This window comes from Thioclava sp. L04-15 (genome assembly GCF_002020275.1).
Classification (GTDB): domain Bacteria; phylum Pseudomonadota; class Alphaproteobacteria; order Rhodobacterales; family Rhodobacteraceae; genus Thioclava; species Thioclava marina.
On the sequence record NZ_MPZW01000008.1, the window covers coordinates 123,835 to 143,822 of the forward strand.

Consider the following 19,988-nt stretch of genomic DNA (forward strand, 5'->3'; position numbering starts at 1 on the left):
CGGAGTTGATGCGGCCCGCGATGCTCGCGGCTTCGAACTACCGCGCCGACGGGATCCCCGCGCGCTTCGGCGATACCGACCCGCATGGCTGGGAAGGGCTGACGCCCGCGAGCCTGCCGGTGCACGGCATCGACGCGGCGCGTTATCAGGGCGAGATCGACTGGCACCGGGCGCGCGGCGCGGGGGTTTCGTTCGCCTGGCTCAAGGCGACGGAAGGGGGCGATCACTCCGACCCGGGCTTTCGCGTGAATGCCGCGCTGGCGCGCGGTGCGGGGGTGCCGGTCGGGGCCTATCACTTCTACTATTTCTGCCGCTCTCCCGAGGAGCAGGCGCGCTGGTATATCCGGAATGTCCCCAGGCGTGCGGGGGATTTGCCGCCGGTGCTCGATATCGAGTGGAACCATACCTCGCCGAGCTGTCGTCGCCGCCCCGCCGCCCGCGAGGTCCGCGCCGAGATGCGCCGCTTCCTCGCCATCGTGAACGAGCATTACGGCACGCGGCCCGTGATCTACACCACGGTCGATTTCTGGCGTGACAACGGGTTGGAGCAGTTCCAGGGCTACGAGTTCTGGCTGCGCTCGGTCGCGGGACACCCGATGGAGCGTTATCCGGGCGCGCAGTGGAGCTTCTGGCAGTATAGCGGCACCGGCGTGGTGCCCGGCGTGCCCGGCACGGTGGATATGAACGCCTTTGCGGGCTCTCCCGGCGCCTGGGAGGGCTGGCTCGCGCGGCGAGCGCAGCGGGGTTGAAAAAGGGCGGCCACGGGGCCGCCCTTGTCATTCTGAAACCTGTGTTGCGCGATCAGGCCGCGAAACCGCCCAGACCCGGCAAGTAGTTCAGCAGATCGCGCTGCTTGAAGGTCGCGCGCTTGTTCGGGCCGAAGGTGAATGTCGCGCCCACCGAGATGAAGTCCGACGGGCCTGCATAGCCCTGGTCGAAATGGCCGATCGTGCCGCTCAGGGTGAGGGCGTCCGTCACGCTGTAATCGACGCCGATCGAGGCGCGGTTCGTGTTCATGTAGGAGACATTGAAGACGTCGAGGGCTGCATTGAACGAGACGCGATCGTTGAGCGTGTAGCGCCCCGAGACACCGTAGAGATCACCCGTCGTGTTCCTCTGGTCGACGCGGGTGAAATAGGCTTCCCCCCAGAAGGCGCCGACGCTGTGGCCCACTTCGATCCCGTAATAGTTCGAGCCACTCCCGTTGATCGTGTCGCGGCCCCAGAAGGCGCCGAGCGCGGTGGCGCTCGCCGGACGATAGATCGCGTGGAGCCCGACGTTATTGGAGTCGAGTTCGAAATTATGCCCGCCGTTGAAATTCACATAGGCGAGGTCGCCCTGCACCGAGAAGGCCGGGCCGAAGCTGACTTCGGCCGAGCCGGAAACCGCGCGTTTGGCCAGCGCCGAGTAGTAGTCGTTATTGACCAGATCCGAATAGCTCAGCGTGACCGAGCCGCCCACCAGTTCGGCGGCGCTGGAGGCGTGAGGGGCGAGTGCGACGAGTGCCGCGGCAAAAAGAGACGTTTTCATCTGTCCTGCTCGTTTGTGGTGTTCTTGGTTCCCTGACTGTCACGCCGGACGTGATCGCCACTCAATCGAAGTTTGCGTGAGAATGAAAAGGCCCCCGGAACCTGTGTTCCGGGGGCCACAAAATGACGATCTGTCAGGTGTTTACTGCAACGACCGTACGTGAACCTCGCCGTCCCGGGCGCTCTTGATCGCCGCCACGGCCGCGATCGAGGCGGCGGCGGTGGTGAAGTAGGGGATCTTGTCGTAGAGCGCGACGGCGCGGATGTCGCGACTGTCCGAGATCGCCTGGCTGCCATCGGTGGTGTTGAAGACCAGCGCGATCTCGTCGTTCTTCAGACGGTCCACGATGTTCGGGCGGCCCTCATAGACCTTGAGCACCTTCTCGGCTTTCACGCCATGCCCGTCCAGCCAGGCGCTGGTGCCACCGGTGGCGATGATCGAGAAGCCCATCTCGATCAGGTCGCGCGCGGCCTGTGCCAGCTCGTCGGACTTGTCGGAATCCTTGATCGAGAAGAAGACGCGACCGCTCTCGGGCAGCACCGTGCCTGCGCCGAGCTGTGCCTTCCAGAAGGCGGAGGGGAAGTCGCGATCCCAGCCCATGACCTCGCCGGTCGAGCGCATTTCCGGCCCGAGCAGCGTGTCGACGCCCGGGAAGCGGGCGAAGGGCAGCACCGCTTCCTTGACCGAGAACCACGGCGTTTGCGGATCGGCCAGCGTGAGCGGATCTGCGAAGGGCAGCGGTGTATCGGGGCCGACGCCTTCGGGATAGGGCGGACGGGCCGGGAAGGCCGAGAGCTTCTCGCCCGCCATCACGCGCGCGGCGATCGAGGCGATGGCCGAGTCGGTGGCTTTCGCGACGAAGGGCACGGTGCGCGAGGCGCGCGGGTTGACCTCGAGGACGTAGATCTCGCCATCCTTGATCGCGAATTGCACGTTCATCAGGCCGACCACGTTGAGGCCGCGCGCGAGCTTTTCGGTCTGCACCTTCAGCTCGGCCACGATCTCCGGGGACAGCGAATAGGGCGGCAGCGAACAGGCCGAGTCGCCCGAGTGGACGCCCGCTTCCTCGATATGCTGCATGATGCCCGCGACATGGACGCTCTCGCCATCGCAGAGCGCATCCACATCGACCTCGATCGCGCCTGCAAGGTAGCTGTCGAGCAGGACGGGGCTGTCACCCGACACCACGACCGCGTCGCGGATGTAGCGCTTGAGCTGGTCGAGGTCGCGCACGATTTCCATCGCGCGGCCGCCCAGCACATAGGAGGGGCGGATCACCAGCGGATAGCCGACGCGGCCCGCGATCTCGAAGGCTTCGGCGTCGGAATGCGCGATCCCGTTGACCGGTTGCTTGAGTTCGAGCTGGTTCAGCAGCGACTGGAACCGCTCGCGGTCTTCGGCAAGGTCGATCGCGTCGGGCGTGGTGCCGAGGATCGGGATGCCTTCGGCCTCAAGCGCGTTGGCGAGTTTCAGGGGCGTCTGGCCGCCGAACTGCACGATCACACCATGCAGCGTGCCGTTGTCGCGCTCGACGCGCAGGATTTCCAGCACATGCTCGAGCGTCAGCGGCTCGAAGTAGAGGCGGTCCGAGGTGTCGTAATCGGTCGACACGGTCTCGGGGTTGCAGTTGACCATGATCGTCTCATAGCCCGCATCGGTCAGCGCGAAACAGGCGTGACAGCAGCAATAGTCGAACTCGATCCCCTGACCGATCCGGTTCGGGCCGCCACCGAGGATCACGACCTTCTTGCGGTCGGAGGGACGCGCCTCGCATTCCACGTCGCCCATCGCGGGGGCTTCGTAGGTCGAATACATGTAGGGCGTCTGCGCCTCGAATTCGGCCGCGCAGGTGTCGATGCGCTTGAACACGGCGGTGACGCCGAGGTTGCGGCGTGCGCGGCGGACCTGCGCCTCGTCGCGGCCGGTCAGCTTGGCCAGACGCGCATCCGAGAAACCCATCATCTTGAGTTTGCGCAGACCCTTCTCGTCGAGCGGCAGGCCGTGCTTGCGCACCTCGGCCTCGGTCTCGACGATCTCGCGGATACGCGCGAGGAACCACGGATCGAAAGCGGTCGCGTGCTGGATTTCCACATCGGTCAGACCGTGGCGCATCGCCTGCGCGATGAGACGGATGCGGTCCGGGGTCTGGGACGAGATCGCCTTGATCACGGCGGCCTTCTCGGGCGCGCCCTCGATCTCGATCTCGTCGAAGCCGGTCAGGCCGGTTTCCATCGAGGCCAGCGCCTTTTGCACGGATTCGTGGAAGGTCCGGCCGATTGCCATCGCTTCGCCCACCGATTTCATCGCGGTGGTCAGTTCCGGCTTGGAACCTGCGAATTTCTCGAAGGCGAAACGGGGGATCTTGGTGACGACATAGTCGATGGTCGGCTCGAAGCTCGCGGGCGTGACCTTGGTGATGTCGTTGTCCAGCTCGTCGAGCGTGTAGCCCACGGCCAGTTTCGCCGCGATCTTCGCGATCGGGAAGCCGGTGGCCTTCGACGCCAGCGCCGAGGAACGCGACACGCGCGGGTTCATCTCGATCACGACCATGCGCCCGTCTTCGGGGTTGATCGCCCATTGCACGTTCGAGCCGCCCGTTTCCACGCCGATCTCGCGCAGCACGGCGATCGAGCCGTTGCGCATGATCTGGTATTCCTTGTCGGTCAGCGTCAGCGCGGGCGCCACGGTGATCGAGTCGCCCGTGTGCACGCCCATCGGGTCGACGTTCTCGATGGAACACACGATGATCGCGTTGTCCGCTTTGTCGCGGACGACTTCCATCTCGTATTCCTTCCAGCCCAGCAGGCTTTCATCGACGAGGATCTGCGCCATCGGCGAGGCATCGAGGCCCGAACGGCAGATCCGCTCGTAATCCTCGCGGTTATAGGCGACGCCGCCGCCGGTGCCGCCCAGCGTGAAGGCAGGACGGATGATCGCGGGCAGGCCGATATGCTCCAACTCGACCAGTGCCTGACGCACGCCCTCATTGATGTCGAAACGTCCGTCTTCGCGTTTCGGCGCGGTGATGATCGTGGCTTTCGGGTTCTCGATGCCCAGCCGGTCCATCGCCTCGCGGAACAGTTTGCGGTCTTCGGCCATCTCGATGGCGTCGCGGTTCGCGCCGATCAGTTCGACGCCGAATTTCTCCAGCACGCCCATGTCGGCCAGCGCCAGCGCGGTGTTGAGGCCGGTCTGGCCACCCATCGTCGGCAGCACCGCGTCGGGGCGTTCTTTCTCGATGATCTTGGCGACGACCTCGGGAGTGATCGGCTCGATATAGGTGGCGTCCGCCAGCCCCGGATCGGTCATGATCGTCGCGGGGTTGGAGTTCACGAGGATGACGCGGTAGCCCTCTTCGCGCAGCGCCTTGCAGGCCTGGGCCCCCGAATAGTCGAATTCGCAGGCCTGTCCGATCACGATAGGTCCGGCGCCGATAATGAGGATGGACGAGATGTCTGTTCTCTTCGGCATGGGAATCCCCTCTGATCGCTGCGCAAATTGAGGCGCTTTATACGCAACGACGCCCCGGTCGCAAGAGGGGTGAGCCGCGTTCAGTGCCTTTGCATGGATCGGGGGGGGGGGCGGTGGCGCTACCAAAGCGGCGAACGCGAACGGCGAGCCCCGGACGCCGGATCGCAGTCCCCTGCCTTGAGCCTTGGCGCGGATCGGGCATCTGGCGAGCCGTCAGCGTCGCCCCGGGGACACTCCTCCATCCCCGATGTTGGGCAAAGCGCCCCTGCGTCGCCCCTTGATCCCCTGCCGTCCCTCGTCGATAGTCTGCCCGACCCAAACCAGCGGACAGGTCCATGAGCACCTCCGACGACCCAATTCTCGAACAGGCCCGCCAATTCATCGAGGCGATCCCCCATGCACGCGCTCTTGGCATGCGGATGGATTCGATAGGGCCGGGCACGGCCTCCCTTTCGATGGCCTATGATACCCGCTTCGTGGGCGATCCGCGCACCGGCGTCATCCACGGAGGCGCGGTCTCGGCGCTGATGGATACCTGCGCGGGCGCGGCCGTGATGAGCCATCCCGACGCAGGGGCGATCACCGCGACGCTTGACCTGCGCATCGATTACATGCGTCCCGCCAAGCCCGGCCAGCGCATCACCGCGCGCGCCGAGTGCTATCATGTCACGCGCTCGGTCGCCTTCGTGCGCGCCACCGCCCATGACGAGGAAGAGGGGCTGCCCGTTGCCGCCGCCACCGGCGCCTTCACCGTCACCCGCCGGGAGGGGAGCAAATGAGCCGTCCGAAGCCCGAACCCGTCCAGACCGTAAAGCAACGTCGCGACGCCGCCCTGCGGATGCTCGTCGAGGGCGTGCCCTACTCGCAGTTTCTCGGCATCCATTTCGACCGCCGCGGCGATGAGTTGACCGCGATCCTGCCGTTCGATGAGAAGTTGATCGGCAACCCGATGCTTCCCGCGCTCCACGGAGGCGTGACGGCGGCCTTTCTCGAGGTCGCCGCGATCATCGAGCTGAGCTGGTCCTATCTGTGGGAAGATATCGAGGCGGGGCGGATCGACCCCGGAAAGCTCAATCCCGAAACGATGCCGCGCCTGCCCAAGACGATCGACTTCACCGTCGATTACCTGCGCTCGGGCCTGCCGCGCGACGCCTATGCGCGTGCGCGAGTCAATCGCTCGGGGCGGCGCTATGCCTCCGTCCATGTCGAAGCCTGGCAGGACAATCGCACGCGGCTCTTCGCGCAGGCGACGGGGCATTTCCTGATGCCCGCGCGCGACGCCATGCCCTCGGATGGCTGAGATCACCCATGCCCGCGTTCTGAAGATCGCGGGTCCGATCGTCCTGTCGAACGCCACGATTCCGATTCTCGGCGCGGTCGATACCGGGGTGGTGGGCCAGCTTGGCCTGCCCGCGCCGATCGGGGCGGTGGGGATCGGTGCGGTCATCCTGTCCTCGATCTACTGGGTCTTCGGCTTCTTGCGCATGGGCACGACCGGGCTCGTCAGCCAGGCGCACGGGACGGGCGACAGTGCCGAGGTCTCGGCGGGGCTGATGCGCGCGCTGATCATCGCGGGCCTCGCGGGGCTTGGCCTGATCTTGCTGCAAATCCCGCTTTTCTGGGCCGCCTTCCGCATCGCTCCCGCCAGCGACGAGGTCGAGAGCCTCGCGCGGACCTATCTCGGGATCCGGATCTGGGGCGCGCCGCTGACGATCTCGCTTTATGCCTTCACCGGCTGGCTGATCGCGCTCGAGCGCACCCGCGGCGTGCTGGTGCTTCAGGTGACGATGAATGCGCTCAATGTGGGGCTCGACCTGCTTTTCGTGCTCAGCTTCGGCTGGGGCGTCGCGGGGGTGGCAGGTGCGACGCTGATCTCTGAGGTGGCCGGGGTCACACTCGCGATCTGGCTGTGCCGAGCGGCCTTCGCGAACGGGCTGTGGCGCGCGCGCGCAATCTTCGACCGGGTGAAACTCGCCACGATGGCGCGGGTGAACACCGATATCATGCTGCGCTCGATCCTGCTGCAAGCGAGCTTCACCGCCTTTCTCTTCCTCGGCGCGGGGCAGGGGGACGTGACGCTTGCGGCCAATCAGGTGCTGGTCCAGTTCCTCAACATCACCGCCTATGCGCTCGACGGTTTTGCCTTCGCGGCGGAAAGCCTCGTGGGCCAGGCGGTGGGGGCGCATTCGGTGCTGCGGCTGCGCCGCGCGGCGGTTGTCTCCTCGCAATGGGGTGTGGGAGGCGCGGCACTTCTGGGCGCAGCGTTCTTCCTTGCTGGCCCCTGGATCATCGACCTGATGACCACCGCCCCGCATGTGCGCGAAGAGGCCCGCGCCTACCTCCCCTGGATCGCGGCAGCTCCTCTGATCGGCATCGCGAGCTGGATGCTCGACGGCATCTTCATCGGCGCCACGCTCACCCGCGAGATGCGCAACGCGATGCTCCTGTCGGTCGCGGTCTATGCCGGCGCGCTTGCCCTCTTGATCCCCGCCTTGGGCAATCACGGGCTCTGGGCGGGGCTGATGGTGCTCAATGCCACGCGCGGGATCACCATGGCGCGGCTTTATCCCCGCGCCGAGCTCAAGGCGCGCGGGGCGAACTGAGGCCCCATTCGCCGCTTTCGCGCAAGGCCGAGGTTGCAAAGGCGGCGCGGCGCGGCTAACCCGTGAGCCAAGAAATTCCCGGGGGAAGACATGCAAGAGCTTCGCGATAAATACCTGAGCGCCGTGGCCGATGTGACCGACGAGGCCGCGCTGGAAGAGATCCGTCTGGCCGCCTTGGGCAAGAAGGGCGAGATCAGCCTGAAGATGCGCGAGCTGGGCAAGATGACCCCGGAGGAGCGTCAGACCACCGGCAAGGCGCTCAACGTGCTGCGCGACGAGATCGACGCGGCGCTGCGCGCGAAGAAGGTCGCGCTGGCCGATGCCGCGCTCGATGCGCGTCTGCGCGAGGAATGGCTGGATGTGACGCTGCCGGGCCGCCCGCGCCGCGCTGGCACCATCCACCCCGTCTCTCAGGTGATGGACGAGGTCACCGCGATCTTCGCCGATATGGGTTTCGCGGTCGCCGAGGGCCCGCAGATCGAGGATGACTGGCACAATTTCGACGCGCTCAACATCGCGCCCGAACACCCCGCGCGGCAGGAGCATGACACGTTCTTCATGCATCGCGACGAGGGTGATGACCGCCCGCCGCATGTGCTGCGCACCCATACCTCGCCGGTGCAGATCCGCGCGATGCTCGAGCAGGGCGCACCGATCCGCGTGATCGCGCCGGGCCGCGTCTACCGCATGGACATGGACCAGACCCACACGCCGATGTTCCACCAGGTCGAAGGCCTCGCGATCGGCAAGGACATCTCGATGGCGAACCTGAAATGGGTGCTCGAAGAGTTCTGCAAGGCCTTCTTCGAGGTGGACGGCGTCGAGCTGCGCTTCCGCGCCTCGCATTTCCCCTTCACCGAGCCCTCGGCCGAGGTCGATATCCGCTGCTCGTGGGAGGGCGGCTCGCTCAAGATCGGCGAGGGCGACGACTGGATGGAGATCCTCGGATCGGGGATGGTGCACCCGAAAGTTCTGCAATCCGCCGGGATCGATCCGAACGAATGGCAGGGCTTCGCCTTCGGTATCGGCATCGACCGCCTCGCAATGCTGAAATACGGCATCCCCGACCTGCGCGCGTTCTTCGAGAGCGACCTGCGCTGGCTGAAGCACTATGGGTTCAGTGCGCTGGATCTGCCGACCGTGGCGGGTGGGTTGAGCCGGTGATGGGCAGCGCCGATACCATCGGCTTGATATCGGCGTTCACTTCCATAGTTGCCGATATCGCCACCTTTTTCGGCATCTCCGTCGCAATCTATCAATTCTTTTCGTGGCGACGACAGCAACTCTTGCTGAGAGCTCAATCGGTAGCGGAAGATTTATTGGCCATAAAAGCGACTTTTCTTAAAGATTTATTCACAGTTTCGAGCCCGCCTGAGTTAAAGGCTGACGAACTCGACAACGCGCTCGCTAGCGATCCGCACATAAGATTTCTAAAATATGTTCGTCAGAGGATAGACTCACTGGAGAGTTTGGAACGGCAAGTCGTGGAGTTTATGATCATCTTCGCGAAGCTAAATTACTTAAAGCAGACAAAGTATGAAGCGTTGCTCATTCGAGATGTTGTGCAGCTCGTAAACTCAGCTCTGATAGAGGCAAAAATACTCCTGTCATTAGAGGACGCTGTTCGCGATCTCGAGACGGCATCTTTTCCGGAAGAGATCGAAACTCAATGTGCGGTGGTGAGGCAGAGATTGTTGGACCTTAACCCTGACATTGATGGCGCGATCAAGAAACTGAACGATCACGTCAGCAGAACGTGCCGATCAACGATAGGGCTGAATTCGTAAGCGGTCCAAATTCGCTGAGCCGGAAGTTTTTGTGCGGAACTGATTACTTGTTCCAAAAAATCTTCACCGCTTCCCCAACCGCAAAGGAAGCCCCCATGCCCATCACCTTCACCTTCGGTGATAGCCGCGAGCTCTGCGACCAGCTCCTCACCCTGATCCGCCAAGGCAAGAAGACCGCCACCTGCGGTGCGCTCACCTATTTCACCGAAGGGGGTGAGGATATGCCGGTGGTGGGGCGGCGCGATATCGCGCTCGACTGGGACGGCAAGCCCGCGATCATGATCGAGACCGTCGAGGTCACGATCCGGCGCTTTTGCGATGTCGATGAGGATTTCGCGCTGGCCGAGGGGGAGGATGAAACGCTCGAAGGCTGGCGGCAGGGCCATCAGGCCTATTTCGAGCGTAACGGCGGTTTTCACCCGGAAATGGAACTCGTCTGCGAGCGGTTTCGCTTGGTCGAAGACCTGCAAGGAGCCAGACCATGACGAACCGCCTTTTCGACAGCCCGCGCCACGAGCACACCCCCGAGCAGCGCCGCTTCTACGCGCTCACCGAGATCGCCTACACGATCGTCGATTTCGGCGCGGCCTTCTGTTTCGTCATCGGCTCGATCTTCTTCTTCTATGACAGCCTCGCCTTCGCCGCGACCTGGCTTTTCCTCATCGGCTCGCTGCTTTTCGCCGCAAAACCCTCGATCCGGCTCTGGCGGGAGTTGAAACTCCTCAAGATGGGGGATTACAAGGACCTCGCGCAGCGCAAGACATCCTGAGGGAAGACCGATGAAATTCACCCTGTCCTGGCTCAAGGACCATCTCGAGACCGACGCCACCGTCGATCAGATCGCCGAGGCGCTCACCGATCTCGGCCTTGAGGTCGAGGAGGTCGTGAACCCCGCGTCGAAGCTGGAGACGTTTACGCTCGCCAAGGTGCAATCGGCCGAGCAGCACCCCGACGCCGATCGTCTGCGCGTCTGCATGGTCGAGACGGATGAAGGCGTGAAGCAGATCGTCTGCGGGGCGCCCAATGCGCGCGCCGGGATCACGGTCGTTCTGGCCAAGCCGGGCGACTATGTGCCCGGCATCGACGTGACCCTGTCGGTCGGCAATATCCGCGGTGTGGAAAGCCACGGCATGATGGCCTCCGAGCGCGAGCTGGAGCTGTCGGACGAGCATAACGGCATCATCGAACTGCCCTCGGGTGAGGTCGGGCAGAAGTTCACCGATTGGCTGGCCGAGAACCGTCCCGAGGCGGTCGATCCTGTGATCGAGATCGCGATCACCCCGAACCGCCCCGATGCGCTGGGTGTGCGCGGCGTCGCCCGCGATCTGGCCGCGCGGGGCCTCGGCAAGCTCAAGCCGCTGGAGATCCCGGCGGTGGAAGGGGCGTTCGATGCGCCCGTTTCCGTCACCATCGACCCCGCGCTGAAGGAAAAGGGCTGCCCGCTCTTCGCCGGTCGCGTGATCCGTGGCGTGAAGAACGGGCCGAGCCCCGAGTGGCTGCAAAAGCGGCTCAAGGCGATCGGTCTGCGCCCGATCTCGACGCTGGTCGATATCACCAACTATTTCACCTATGACCTGAACCGGCCGCTCCATGTCTTCGACATGAAGAAAGTGGCGGGCAATCTGGTGATCAAGCCGGCCGAGGGTGGCGAGGAGTTCCTCGCGCTCGACGAGAAGACCTACACGATGCGCCCGGGCGACATGGTGATCTGCGATGACAATGGCGTCGAAAGCCTCGCCGGGATCATGGGTGGCGAGGCCTCCGGCGCGGATGAGGACACGGTCGATGTGTTCCTTGAGAGCGCCTATTGGGACCCGATCACCATCGCGGCAACCGGCCGTGCGCTGAAAATCAACTCGGATGCGCGCTACCGGTTCGAGCGCGGCGTCGATCCGGCCTTCACCCTGCCGGGGCTCGATCTGGCGGCGCAGATGGTCGTCGATCTCTGCGGCGGCGAGGTGTCGAATGTCGTGATGGACGGCGCTGTGCCCGATGTCAGCCGCGCCTATCGGCTGGACCCGGCCCGCGTGATTTCGCTCGTCGGGATGGATATCCCCGAGGCCACGCAGCGCGAGACGCTGGAAGCCCTGGGTTTCACGCTGAACGGCGACATGGCGGTGCCGCCCAGCTGGCGCCCCGACGTTCTGGGGGAGGCCGATCTGGTCGAGGAAGTGGCGCGCATCGCCTCGCTGACGAAGCTGGAGGGCAAGCCGCTCGCGCGCGAGACCACCGGCGTTCCCGGCGCGATACTGACCCCGATGCAGCAGCGCGAGCGCATGGCGCGGCGCACCACGGCGGCGCTGGGTTACAACGAATGCGTGACCTACAGCTTCATCGACGAGGCCTCGGCCAAGCTCTTTGGCGGCGGCGCGGATGCGACGAAGCTGGAAAACCCGATCAGCTCGGAAATGACCCATATGCGCCCCGACCTGCTGCCGGGTCTGCTGCAGGCAGCAAGCCGCAATCAGGCGCGCGGTTTTGCCGATCTGGCGCTCTTCGAGGTCGGCCCCGCCTTCGCGGGCGGCGAACCGGGTGAACAGGTCTTGCAGGCAACCGGGCTTCTGGTCGGTCAGTCCGCGCCGCGCGATCCCTTCGGCTCGCGCCGCCCGGTGGACCTCTACGATGCGAAGGCCGATGCCGAGGCCGTGCTGGCGGCGATCGGGGCGCCGGCGCGTGCGCAGATCAACCGCAAGCTCGATGCGTGGTGGCACCCCGGCCGCGCGGGCAACATGGCGCTTGGCCCGAATGTGCTGGCCACGTTCGGCGAGGTCCACCCCAAGGTGCTGCGCGAGATGGGCGTGAAGGGTCCGGCGGTCGCCTTCACGATCCGGCTGGAAAACATCCCCTTCCCGAAGAAGAAGGGCGCGACCCGTCCGGCGCTGGAAATCTCGGATCTTCAGGCGGTCGAACGCGATTTCGCTTTCGTGGTGGATGCCAATGTCGAGGCGCTGACGGCGGTGAACGCGGCGATGGGCGCGGACAAGAAGCTGATCGAGAGCGTCAATGTCTTCGACCAGTTCACCGGCCCGAAAGCCGAGGAGCAGATGGGCGCGGGCAAGAAGTCGATCGCGCTGACGGTGCGGATGCAGCCCGCCGACAAGACGCTCACCGATGCCGAGATCGAGGCGGTGAGCAAGAAGATCGTCGAGAAGGTGAGCAAGGCCACAGGCGGTACTTTGCGCGGCTAAGGCTTCTCGCTGAGAGAATTTGGGGCGTCCGGTTCGCAAGGACCGGGCGTTTTCTTTTGCGCGCAACCGAGGACAGCGCCCGAGCGCCGGGTGGGTGCGCTGCCCTCCGAGGTCGTCGCTTTATCCCAGCCACATCCGAGCCACCTCTATCCGCGCGCTGGCGTCCCCCAAGCGACCGTCCGAGGGGCGGTCGGGCGCTGCCCGTGCCGCTGACGCGCCTGATCCGGGCAAGGGGCACCCTCCCAAGGCTCGGGCGCGCCCCTTTCCATTCCGACCCCGCGTCACGCTTCCCAAACCTCGCAAACCCGCTAGGCTTCGCGCGAACAGGGGAAGGAGGGGCCCTTGCGGTTCGACTATCTCATTCTGGGCGGCGGCTCGGCGGGCTCGGTTCTGGCCGCGCGGCTGTCGGAAGATCCATCCGTCACCGTCTGCCTGATCGAGGCCGGGCGCGAAGCGCGGGATATCTTCGTGCGCGCGCCTGCGCTGGTGGCCGCGATGGTCGCGGGGCGGCCGCCGATCCATAACTGGGCCTATCACACCACACCGCAGCCGGGGCTGAACGGGCGGCGCGGGTTCCAGCCGCGCGGGCGCGGGCTGGGCGGGTCGTCGGCGATCAACGCGATGCTCTATGTGCGCGGCCAGCCCGAGGATTACGACGGATGGGCCGAGGCGGGGGGCGAGGGCTGGGATTGGGACAGCGTGCGCCCATGGTTCCTCGCCTCCGAGCGCAATATGCGTGGCGGCTCGGATTGGCACGGGGCAGAGGGCCCGTTGCAGGTCGGCGATCAGCGCCGTCCGCGTGCGATCAGCCGCGCCTTCGTCGAGGCCTGCGCGGCGGTGCAATGCCCGCCGAACGCGGATTTCAACGCAGGCGAACAGGAAGGCGCGGGGCTCTATCAGGTCACCCAATTCTGGGATGGTCCGCGCAAGGGCGAGCGCTGCTCGGCCGCCGCCGCCTATCTGCATCCGGTCATGGGGCGCGCGAACTTGACCGTTCTGACCCGCGCGCGGGCCGAGAAGATCGAGATCACGGAGGGCCGCGCGACCGGCGCGGTGATCGTGCAGGGGCGCAAGCGGATGCGGATCGAGGCCGCGCGCGAGGTGATCCTCTCGGCGGGCGCGTTCGGCTCGCCGCAATTGCTGATGCTCTCGGGCATCGGCCCGGCCGATCACCTGCGCGAGCACGGGATCGAACCGCGCCTTGAACTGCCCGGGGTCGGTGCGAACCTGCACGACCATCTCGACTATATTCTCAGCTATACCTCCCCCCGGCGCGATGTCGTAGGACTGAACCCGCGCGGGCTCATGCGGCTTGCACGCGCGGCGGGGGGATGGCGCAAACATGGCGAGGGGCTCTTTGCTTCTCCGATGGCCGAGGGCGGGGCATTCCTGCGGTCGGATCCAAGCCTCACCCGGCCCGATCTGCAGATCCATTTCGTCGTGGGCATCGTCGATCAGCATATGCGCAAGCCGCATCTGGCCGATGGGTGGTCCGCGCATATCTGCCCGCTGCGGCCCCATTCGCGCGGCACGCTGCGGCTGGCCTCGCCCGATCCACGAGCAGCGCCGCTGATCGACCCGGGCTTCCTCTCCGACCCGCGCGACGCGGCGCTGATGCTGAAGGCCGCGCGGCTCTTGGAGCGGATCACCGAGGCCGAACCGCTCAAGCCATGGCGCGGGCGCAGGCTCTATCCCCATGACGGGACGGACGACGCCCTGATGGCCGATATCCGGGCGCGGGCGGATACGATTTATCACCCGGTCGGAACCTGCGCGATGGGGCAGGGCGATCTGGCGGTGGTCGATCCCGAACTGAGGGTGCGCGGGATCGAGGGCCTGCGCGTCGTCGATGCCTCGGTGATGCCGCAGCTTGTGTCCGGCAATACCAACGCGCCGACGATCATGATCGCCGAGCGCGCGGCGGAGTTCATTCGACGCGATCGGTCGGGTGATTGACGCCGTCGCTCCACGGCACCGGATCGAGATCGCGCGGGTTCACCCCCTCCAGACAGGCCGCATTCACCCCGTACTGGTTCGGGTTCGAGCGGCGCTGGTGATGGGTGTAGATGCCGCAAGTTTTGCAGAAATAGTGCTTCGCGGTCATCGTGCCGAACTGGTAGAGGCTCAGGTTCTCCTCGCCCTTCACGATGCGGATGCCGGTCAGCGGGGCCGAGACCGCCACCGCCCCGCGCCGCCGACAGAAGGAACAGTCGCAGCGCCGCTTCGTGTTCAGCCCGTCCGAAAGCGTCACCTCCATCTCGACGGCGCCGCAATGGCAGGTCAGGCGATGGGGCGTCTGGATCTCGGGCAACATCAGCGTCTCCTCGGGACTTGGGGAATGTTGGTGGTGGCAAGCCGCGCCTCGGGGAAGGGCGGGTGGCCATGGGTCAGGCGCCAGAAGAGCGGCCCCCCAAGGCGATGCCAGAGCGGCACGATCAGGATCAGCCCGGCCACGAAGCCCCCGATATGAGCCATATGCGCAACCCCCGCCCCGGTGCCGGTCGAGATCTCGTTGAGGATCTGCATCGCGAACCACAGCCCCAGAACCAGCCAGGCGGGCACGGGCCAGATCTTGAAGAAGACGATGAAGAAGAACAGCACGTCGATCCTCGCCCTGGGATAGAGCAGCAGATAGCCCCCCATCACCCCCGCGATCGCCCCCGAGGCGCCGACCATCGGTACCATCGCGTCGGGCTCGCTCGCGACCTGCGCCAGCGCCGCCGCCAGGCCGCAGGCAAAATAGAAGGCGAGGAAGAACCACGGACCGAGGCGGTCTTCGAGATTGTCTCCAAAAACCCATAAAAACAGCATGTTGCCCGCGAGATGCAGGATGCCGCCATGCAGGAACATGTGGGTGATGAGCCCGTGCCAGGCGAGGCCCTGAGTGATCGCTGCGGGCCACAGCGCATTCTCCATGAAGAAGTTGCGCATGTCGAAGCCCCAGGGCGCGATCATCACGTAGACGATGCAGTTGACCGCGATCAGGATCCAAGTGACCCAGGGCGTGTTGTAGGAAGGATTGTGATCGCGAAACGGGAACATGGCGCGAGTGGGCCATGCCCGCGCGCGCCGGTCAAGCGCCCTATTGCGTCGCCACGACGACGCTTTTCCCGTCCGAGACCAGCTCGAGCCGGTCAGCCGCGATTTTCACCGCATCCACGCGGGCGATGTTCGAGCGAAAATCTTCTTCGACCTGCATCATCGCCTCGGGGCACATCATCCGGGTCCCCGCAAGCTCGCCGATGCGAACGCGCCCCTCATGCTCCGATATGCGCCCGTTGTACCGGTTGCAGCCCGAGGCGCCCGCGATCAACCCTTTCTCGGGATGGGTCAGCGTCACCTCGACCCCGGCGGGGACCGGCTTGCCGCCGATCTCGACCACTTCCCAGATCACATTGGGTGCCACCGCCTCGAGCGGATCGCGCGGCTCTTCCTTGCAGCCTGCCAGCAGCCCCGCGCCCAGAACGGCTCCGATCAAGATCGCACGCATTGTCTGTCCCCGTATTTCTTTCCCCGGCAAAAGCCCGGAGCGGGCCGGTCCGGCCCTCGCCAGGACAATTCACGGCCCCGGTTTGCGTCCCCCTTACCCCGTCGATGCGCCCGCGACCATTCACGCCCACGTGAGGGGCGGTGAATTGTTGCGACATCGCCCCGCATCCTCCTTGGCCTGCCCGGCGGTTATCTCTATGATCGCGAGCCGCGACAGGAGGAGTCCCATGATCAACGAACTCGGGCATTTTGCCCTGATTCTCGCTTTTGCCGTTGCCATCGTGCAGGCGGTTGTGCCGCTGGTGGGTGCGCATAAAGGCTGGCGCGGCTGGATGGCCGTGGGCGAACCGGCCGCCATCGCGCAGTTCCTGCTCATCGCGGTGAGCTTTGCCGCGATCACCTATGCTTTCGTGGTCTCGGATTTCTCGGTGAAGCTGGTCTGGGCAAACTCGCATACCGACAAGCCGATGCTCTACAAGGTCACCGGCGTCTGGGGCAACCACGAGGGCTCGATGCTCCTGTGGGTGCTGATCCTCGCGCTCTTCGGCGCAGCTGCCGCGTGGTTCGGGGGCGCCCTACCGCCGCGCCTGCGCGCCCGCGTGCTGTCGGTTCAGGCCTGGATCGGCGTCGCCTTCCTCGGTTTCATCATCTTCACCTCCAACCCGTTCCTGCGTCTCGCCGAGCCGCCGTTCAACGGCGAGGGGATGAACCCGCTCTTGCAAGACCCCGGTCTCGCCTTCCACCCGCCCTTCCTCTATCTGGGCTATGTGGGCCTCTCGATGGCCTTCTCCTTCGCGGTGGCCGCGCTGATCGAAGGCCGCGTGGACGCCGCCTGGGCGCGCTGGGTGCGCCCGTGGACGCTGGCCGCGTGGATCTTCCTGACCATCGGCATCGCGCTCGGCTCCTGGTGGGCCTATTACGAGCTTGGCTGGGGTGGCTTCTGGTTCTGGGACCCGGTCGAGAACGCGTCGTTCATGCCGTGGCTTCTGGCGGCGGCGCTGCTGCACTCGGCCATCGTGGTCGAGAAGCGCGAGGCGCTGAAGTCGTGGACCATCCTGCTCGCGATCATGGCCTTCGGTTTCTCGCTGATCGGCACCTTCATCGTGCGTTCGGGCGTGATCACCTCGGTGCACTCCTTCGCCTCCGATCCGCAGCGCGGCATCTTCATTCTCGCCATTCTCGCGATCTTCGTGGGCGGGGCGCTGACGATGTATGCCTTCCGCGCCACCTCGATGCAGGCCAAGGGCGTGTTCTCGATGGTCTCGCGCGAGACTGCGCTGGTCATCAACAACATCCTTCTGGCCGTCGCGGCGCTGGTGGTTTTCGTCGGCACCGTCTGGCCGCTGGTCGCGGAGATGTTCTTCGGCCGCAAGCTCTCGGTCGGGGCGCCCTTCTTCGATCAGGCCTTCACGCCGTTCATGGTGATCCTCGCGCTGATCCTGCCGGTCGGCGCGATGATGCCGTGGAAGCGCGCGCGCCTTGGCCGCGTGGCGAAGCCCCTGATCCCGGCTTTCGTGTTGGCACTCGCGATCGGCGGGCTCGCATGGTCGGTCGAGAGCGGCAATTCGATGCTCGCTCTGATCGCCGTCTTCCTTGGCTCGTGGCTCGTCTTCGGCGCCGCGACCGAACTGTGGCAGCGGGCGGCTCGCAATTTCGGCCGCCTCAAGCGCCTGCCGCGCGCCGATTGGGGCAAGGCCACCGCCCATGCGGGGCTCGGCATCACCTTCATCGGGATCGGCCTTCTGACCGCCGGCCAGATCGAGGATATCCGCGTCGCCAAGCTCAACGAGCCCTTCACCGTGGACGGCTACCAGATCACCCTGACCAAGGTCGAAGAGGTGAAGGGGCCGAACTACATGTCTTCGACCGGCACGATGACGGTCGAGAAGGACGGCAAGCTGATCGGCACGATGCATCCCGAGAAACGCGTCTACCCGGTGCAGCGCATGCCCACGACCGAAGCCGCGATCCACACCACGCCGCTGGGTGACATCTACCTCGTGATCGGCGATCCGCAGCAGGATGGTGGCTACGCGGTGCGCACCTATATCAAGCCCTTCGCGGACTGGATCTGGGCGGGCGCGATCATCATGTCGCTCGGGGGCTTGCTGAGCCTTTCGGATCGTCGCTACCGGGTGGCGGCGGGTGCCCGCAAATCGCGCGCGGTCCCGGCTCAGGCGACGCCAGCGGAATAAGAGATGCTTATGAAACTCCTCCGTGTATTCGCGCTGCTTATCGCGGCGAGCCTCTCGGCCGGGCCGGTCCTCGCGGTCCAGCCCGACGAGATCCTGAAAGACCCGGCACTCGAAGCCCGTGCCCGCGAGATTTCCAGAGTCCTGCGCTGCCCGGTCTGCCAGGGCGAGAATATCGACGACTCGAACGCCGCCGTGTCGCGCGACCTGCGGCTTCTGGTGCGCGAGCGGCTCATTGCGGGCGATACCGACAGCCAGGTGATCGACTATGTCACCGACCGCTACGGTGAATATGTGCTCTTCGAGCCCGAGAAGAGCGGGGCGAACCTGCTGCTGTGGTATCTTGGGCCCGGCGCACTGATCCTCGCGCTGATCGGTGGGTTCTTCTATGTGCGCTCGCGCCGCAACGCCTCGGAAGGCCCGGCCGCGCCCGCGCTCTCGGAAGACGAACAGAAGCGCCTGAACGAGCTGATGGGAGAGTGAGGGGCGCTGCCCCTCTTTGCTGCGCAAATTCACCCCGGGATATTTGAGCCAATTCGAAGGCGGAATTGCTTTCGAGTTGGTAAAAATATTCCCACCGGAGGCATCCGACCCCGTCCTCGGCACCACGAGTCGGCATTGTGACGCACCGTTCCGCTTTTCGATTTTCCGTGCTTCGCTATCGTGGCGGCGAAGCGAGGTTAGGGAGGCGCGCGATGTTTCAGGCAATTGAGTATTCCTGCGAGGGCGGGGTTGCGGTGATCACACTCAACCGGCCCGATGTGATGAACGCGCTCAACACGCAGATGCGCGCGGAGATCCTCGAGGCGATGAAGCAGGCCGAGACGGAGGCGCGGGTGATCGTGCTGACCGGTGCGGGCCGGGCTTTCTGTTCGGGGCAGGATCTGGGCGACGGGGTGGCGGCGGCCGGGCTCGATCTGGAGCGGGTGCTGCGCGACGAATACGAGCCGATGCTCAAGGCGATCTACGACAGCCCCCTGCCGGTGATCTCGGCGGTGAACGGGCCTGCGGCGGGGGCGGGGGCGAACCTTGCGCTGGCGGCGGATGTGGTGATCGCCTCGGAAGCCGCGAGTTTCATTCAGGCTTTCACGCGGATCGGTCTGATGCCGGATGCGGGCGGGACCTATTGGCTGCCGCGTCAGGTGGGCTTTGCTCGTGCGATGGGACTGGCGCTGTTCGCCGACAAGGTCTCGGCTCGGCAGGCGGCGGACTGGGGCATGATCTGGGAGGCCGTGGCGGAGGTCGATTTCGATCACCACTGGCGCGCACGGGCCGCCCATCTGGCGAATGGCCCGACGGCGGCCTACCGGGCGGTGAAACGCTCGCTGCGCGAGGGCTATGCGAATGACCTCTCGCAGCAGCTGGAGTTGGAGGCCGAGTTGCAGGGCGGCCTTGGAGAGAGCCACGATTTCCGCGAGGGCGTCCTGGCCTTCCTCGAAAAGCGCGCCCCGAAATTCGAGGGCCGCTGAGCGCGCCGCGATCTTGCCAAGCCCGCCCGCCCGCGCTAGCCAGAGCGCGCTGCGGGCGTGGCGAAATGGTAGACGCACGGGACTTAAAATCCCTTGGGCTTAGCCCGTGCCGGTTCGAGTCCGGCCGCCCGTAGCGGATTTTCCAAAATGTGAGCCGTCGTGATCTCTCGCCTATGCGGGCACGAGGGGCGGCGGGCCAATCGAGGCTTGTCTGGCGCGCCTGTGCCCCCTAAACCCGGGGGCAAGCAAGGGGGGATTC

The 19,988-nt window shown here is 65.4% G+C and carries 18 protein-coding genes and 1 tRNA gene; 14 read left to right on the forward strand and 5 right to left on the reverse strand.

The window, feature by feature from the left end; genetic code table 11:
• The first annotated feature begins 8 nt into the window (after positions 1 to 8).
• On the forward strand, positions 9 to 749 hold the full coding sequence (locus BMI90_RS15815) for a glycoside hydrolase family 25 protein (protein WP_246831569.1): 741 nt from the start codon (positions 9 to 11) through the stop codon (positions 747 to 749).
• A gap of 52 nt (positions 750 to 801) precedes the next feature.
• Here the strand turns inward: BMI90_RS15815 and BMI90_RS15820 are convergent, their stop codons facing one another.
• Both BMI90_RS15820 and carB read right to left on the reverse strand, forming a co-directional pair.
• Positions 802 to 1,530: a hypothetical protein gene (locus BMI90_RS15820; RefSeq protein ID WP_078530464.1), complete on the reverse strand. Its 729-nt coding sequence runs from the start codon at positions 1,528 to 1,530 to the stop codon at positions 802 to 804.
• A gap of 141 nt (positions 1,531 to 1,671) precedes the next feature.
• Complete coding sequence (gene carB, locus BMI90_RS15825; protein ID WP_078530465.1) at positions 1,672 to 5,001, reverse strand: carbamoyl-phosphate synthase large subunit; 3,330 nt, start codon at positions 4,999 to 5,001, stop codon at positions 1,672 to 1,674.
• Between the two features lie 335 nt (positions 5,002 to 5,336).
• On the opposite strand from carB, the gene BMI90_RS15830 reads away from it, so the two are divergent.
• From BMI90_RS15830 to BMI90_RS15870, 9 genes are all read left to right on the forward strand, one after another.
• A complete protein-coding gene (locus tag BMI90_RS15830) occupies positions 5,337 to 5,780 on the forward strand; it encodes a PaaI family thioesterase (RefSeq protein WP_078530466.1) in 444 nt (147 codons plus the stop codon).
• Positions 5,777 to 6,301 (forward strand): PaaI family thioesterase, encoded by a 525-nt coding sequence (locus BMI90_RS15835; RefSeq protein ID WP_078530467.1) that lies wholly within the window; start codon positions 5,777 to 5,779, stop codon positions 6,299 to 6,301. Before BMI90_RS15830 ends, BMI90_RS15835 begins: the two co-directional genes overlap by 4 nt.
• Positions 6,294 to 7,604 (forward strand): MATE family efflux transporter, encoded by a 1,311-nt coding sequence (locus BMI90_RS15840; RefSeq protein ID WP_078530468.1) that lies wholly within the window; start codon positions 6,294 to 6,296, stop codon positions 7,602 to 7,604. Before BMI90_RS15835 ends, BMI90_RS15840 begins: the two co-directional genes overlap by 8 nt.
• Before the next feature lie 90 nt (positions 7,605 to 7,694).
• Complete coding sequence (gene pheS / locus BMI90_RS15845) at positions 7,695 to 8,768, forward strand: phenylalanine--tRNA ligase subunit alpha (RefSeq protein ID WP_078530469.1); 1,074 nt, start codon at positions 7,695 to 7,697, stop codon at positions 8,766 to 8,768.
• Positions 8,768 to 9,391, forward strand: a complete 624-nt coding sequence (locus BMI90_RS15850) for a hypothetical protein (protein ID WP_078530470.1) — start codon at positions 8,768 to 8,770, stop codon at positions 9,389 to 9,391. The genes pheS and BMI90_RS15850 overlap by 1 nt, the downstream gene beginning before the upstream one ends.
• Before the next feature lie 95 nt (positions 9,392 to 9,486).
• Positions 9,487 to 9,876: an ASCH domain-containing protein gene (locus BMI90_RS15855; protein ID WP_078530471.1), complete on the forward strand. Its 390-nt coding sequence runs from the start codon at positions 9,487 to 9,489 to the stop codon at positions 9,874 to 9,876.
• Positions 9,873 to 10,160, forward strand: a complete 288-nt coding sequence (locus tag BMI90_RS15860) for a YrhK family protein (protein ID WP_078530472.1) — start codon at positions 9,873 to 9,875, stop codon at positions 10,158 to 10,160. Before BMI90_RS15855 ends, BMI90_RS15860 begins: the two co-directional genes overlap by 4 nt.
• A 10-nt stretch (positions 10,161 to 10,170) precedes the next feature.
• Complete coding sequence (gene pheT, locus BMI90_RS15865; RefSeq protein WP_078530473.1) at positions 10,171 to 12,579, forward strand: phenylalanine--tRNA ligase subunit beta; 2,409 nt, start codon at positions 10,171 to 10,173, stop codon at positions 12,577 to 12,579.
• Positions 12,580 to 12,921: 342 nt separating this feature from the next.
• The gene (locus BMI90_RS15870; protein WP_078530474.1) at positions 12,922 to 14,535 is read left to right on the forward strand and encodes a GMC family oxidoreductase N-terminal domain-containing protein; all 1,614 of its coding nucleotides are present in this window, start codon (positions 12,922 to 12,924) and stop codon (positions 14,533 to 14,535) included.
• On the opposite strand, the gene BMI90_RS15875 is transcribed toward BMI90_RS15870, so the two are convergent.
• From BMI90_RS15875 to BMI90_RS15885, 3 genes are read right to left on the reverse strand one after another with little or no spacing between them, the layout of a single operon-like run.
• A complete protein-coding gene (locus tag BMI90_RS15875) occupies positions 14,507 to 14,893 on the reverse strand; it encodes a GFA family protein (RefSeq protein ID WP_078530475.1) in 387 nt (128 codons plus the stop codon). The genes BMI90_RS15870 and BMI90_RS15875 overlap by 29 nt on opposite strands.
• Positions 14,893 to 15,621, reverse strand: coding sequence for a rhomboid family intramembrane serine protease (locus BMI90_RS15880; RefSeq protein ID WP_078530476.1), 729 nt, complete (start codon positions 15,619 to 15,621; stop codon positions 14,893 to 14,895). The genes BMI90_RS15875 and BMI90_RS15880 overlap by 1 nt, the downstream gene beginning before the upstream one ends.
• Positions 15,622 to 15,661: 40 nt before the next feature.
• Positions 15,662 to 16,069, reverse strand: coding sequence for an META domain-containing protein (locus BMI90_RS15885; RefSeq protein ID WP_078530477.1), 408 nt, complete (start codon positions 16,067 to 16,069; stop codon positions 15,662 to 15,664).
• A gap of 226 nt (positions 16,070 to 16,295) precedes the next feature.
• On the opposite strand from BMI90_RS15885, the gene BMI90_RS15890 reads away from it, so the two are divergent.
• From BMI90_RS15890 to BMI90_RS15905, 4 genes are all read left to right on the forward strand, one after another.
• Positions 16,296 to 18,263: a heme lyase CcmF/NrfE family subunit gene (locus tag BMI90_RS15890; protein ID WP_078530478.1), complete on the forward strand. Its 1,968-nt coding sequence runs from the start codon at positions 16,296 to 16,298 to the stop codon at positions 18,261 to 18,263.
• Positions 18,264 to 18,272: 9 nt separating this feature from the next.
• Positions 18,273 to 18,743 (forward strand): cytochrome c-type biogenesis protein, encoded by a 471-nt coding sequence (locus tag BMI90_RS15895; RefSeq protein WP_078530479.1) that lies wholly within the window; start codon positions 18,273 to 18,275, stop codon positions 18,741 to 18,743.
• 212 nt (positions 18,744 to 18,955) lie between these two features.
• Positions 18,956 to 19,729 carry an enoyl-CoA hydratase-related protein gene (locus tag BMI90_RS15900; protein WP_078530480.1) on the forward strand — a complete coding sequence of 258 codons (774 nt, stop codon included), beginning with the start codon at positions 18,956 to 18,958 and terminating at the stop codon, positions 19,727 to 19,729.
• Between the two features lie 51 nt (positions 19,730 to 19,780).
• A tRNA-Leu gene (locus BMI90_RS15905) sits at positions 19,781 to 19,862 on the forward strand.
• Positions 19,863 to 19,988: the final 126 nt, after the last annotated feature.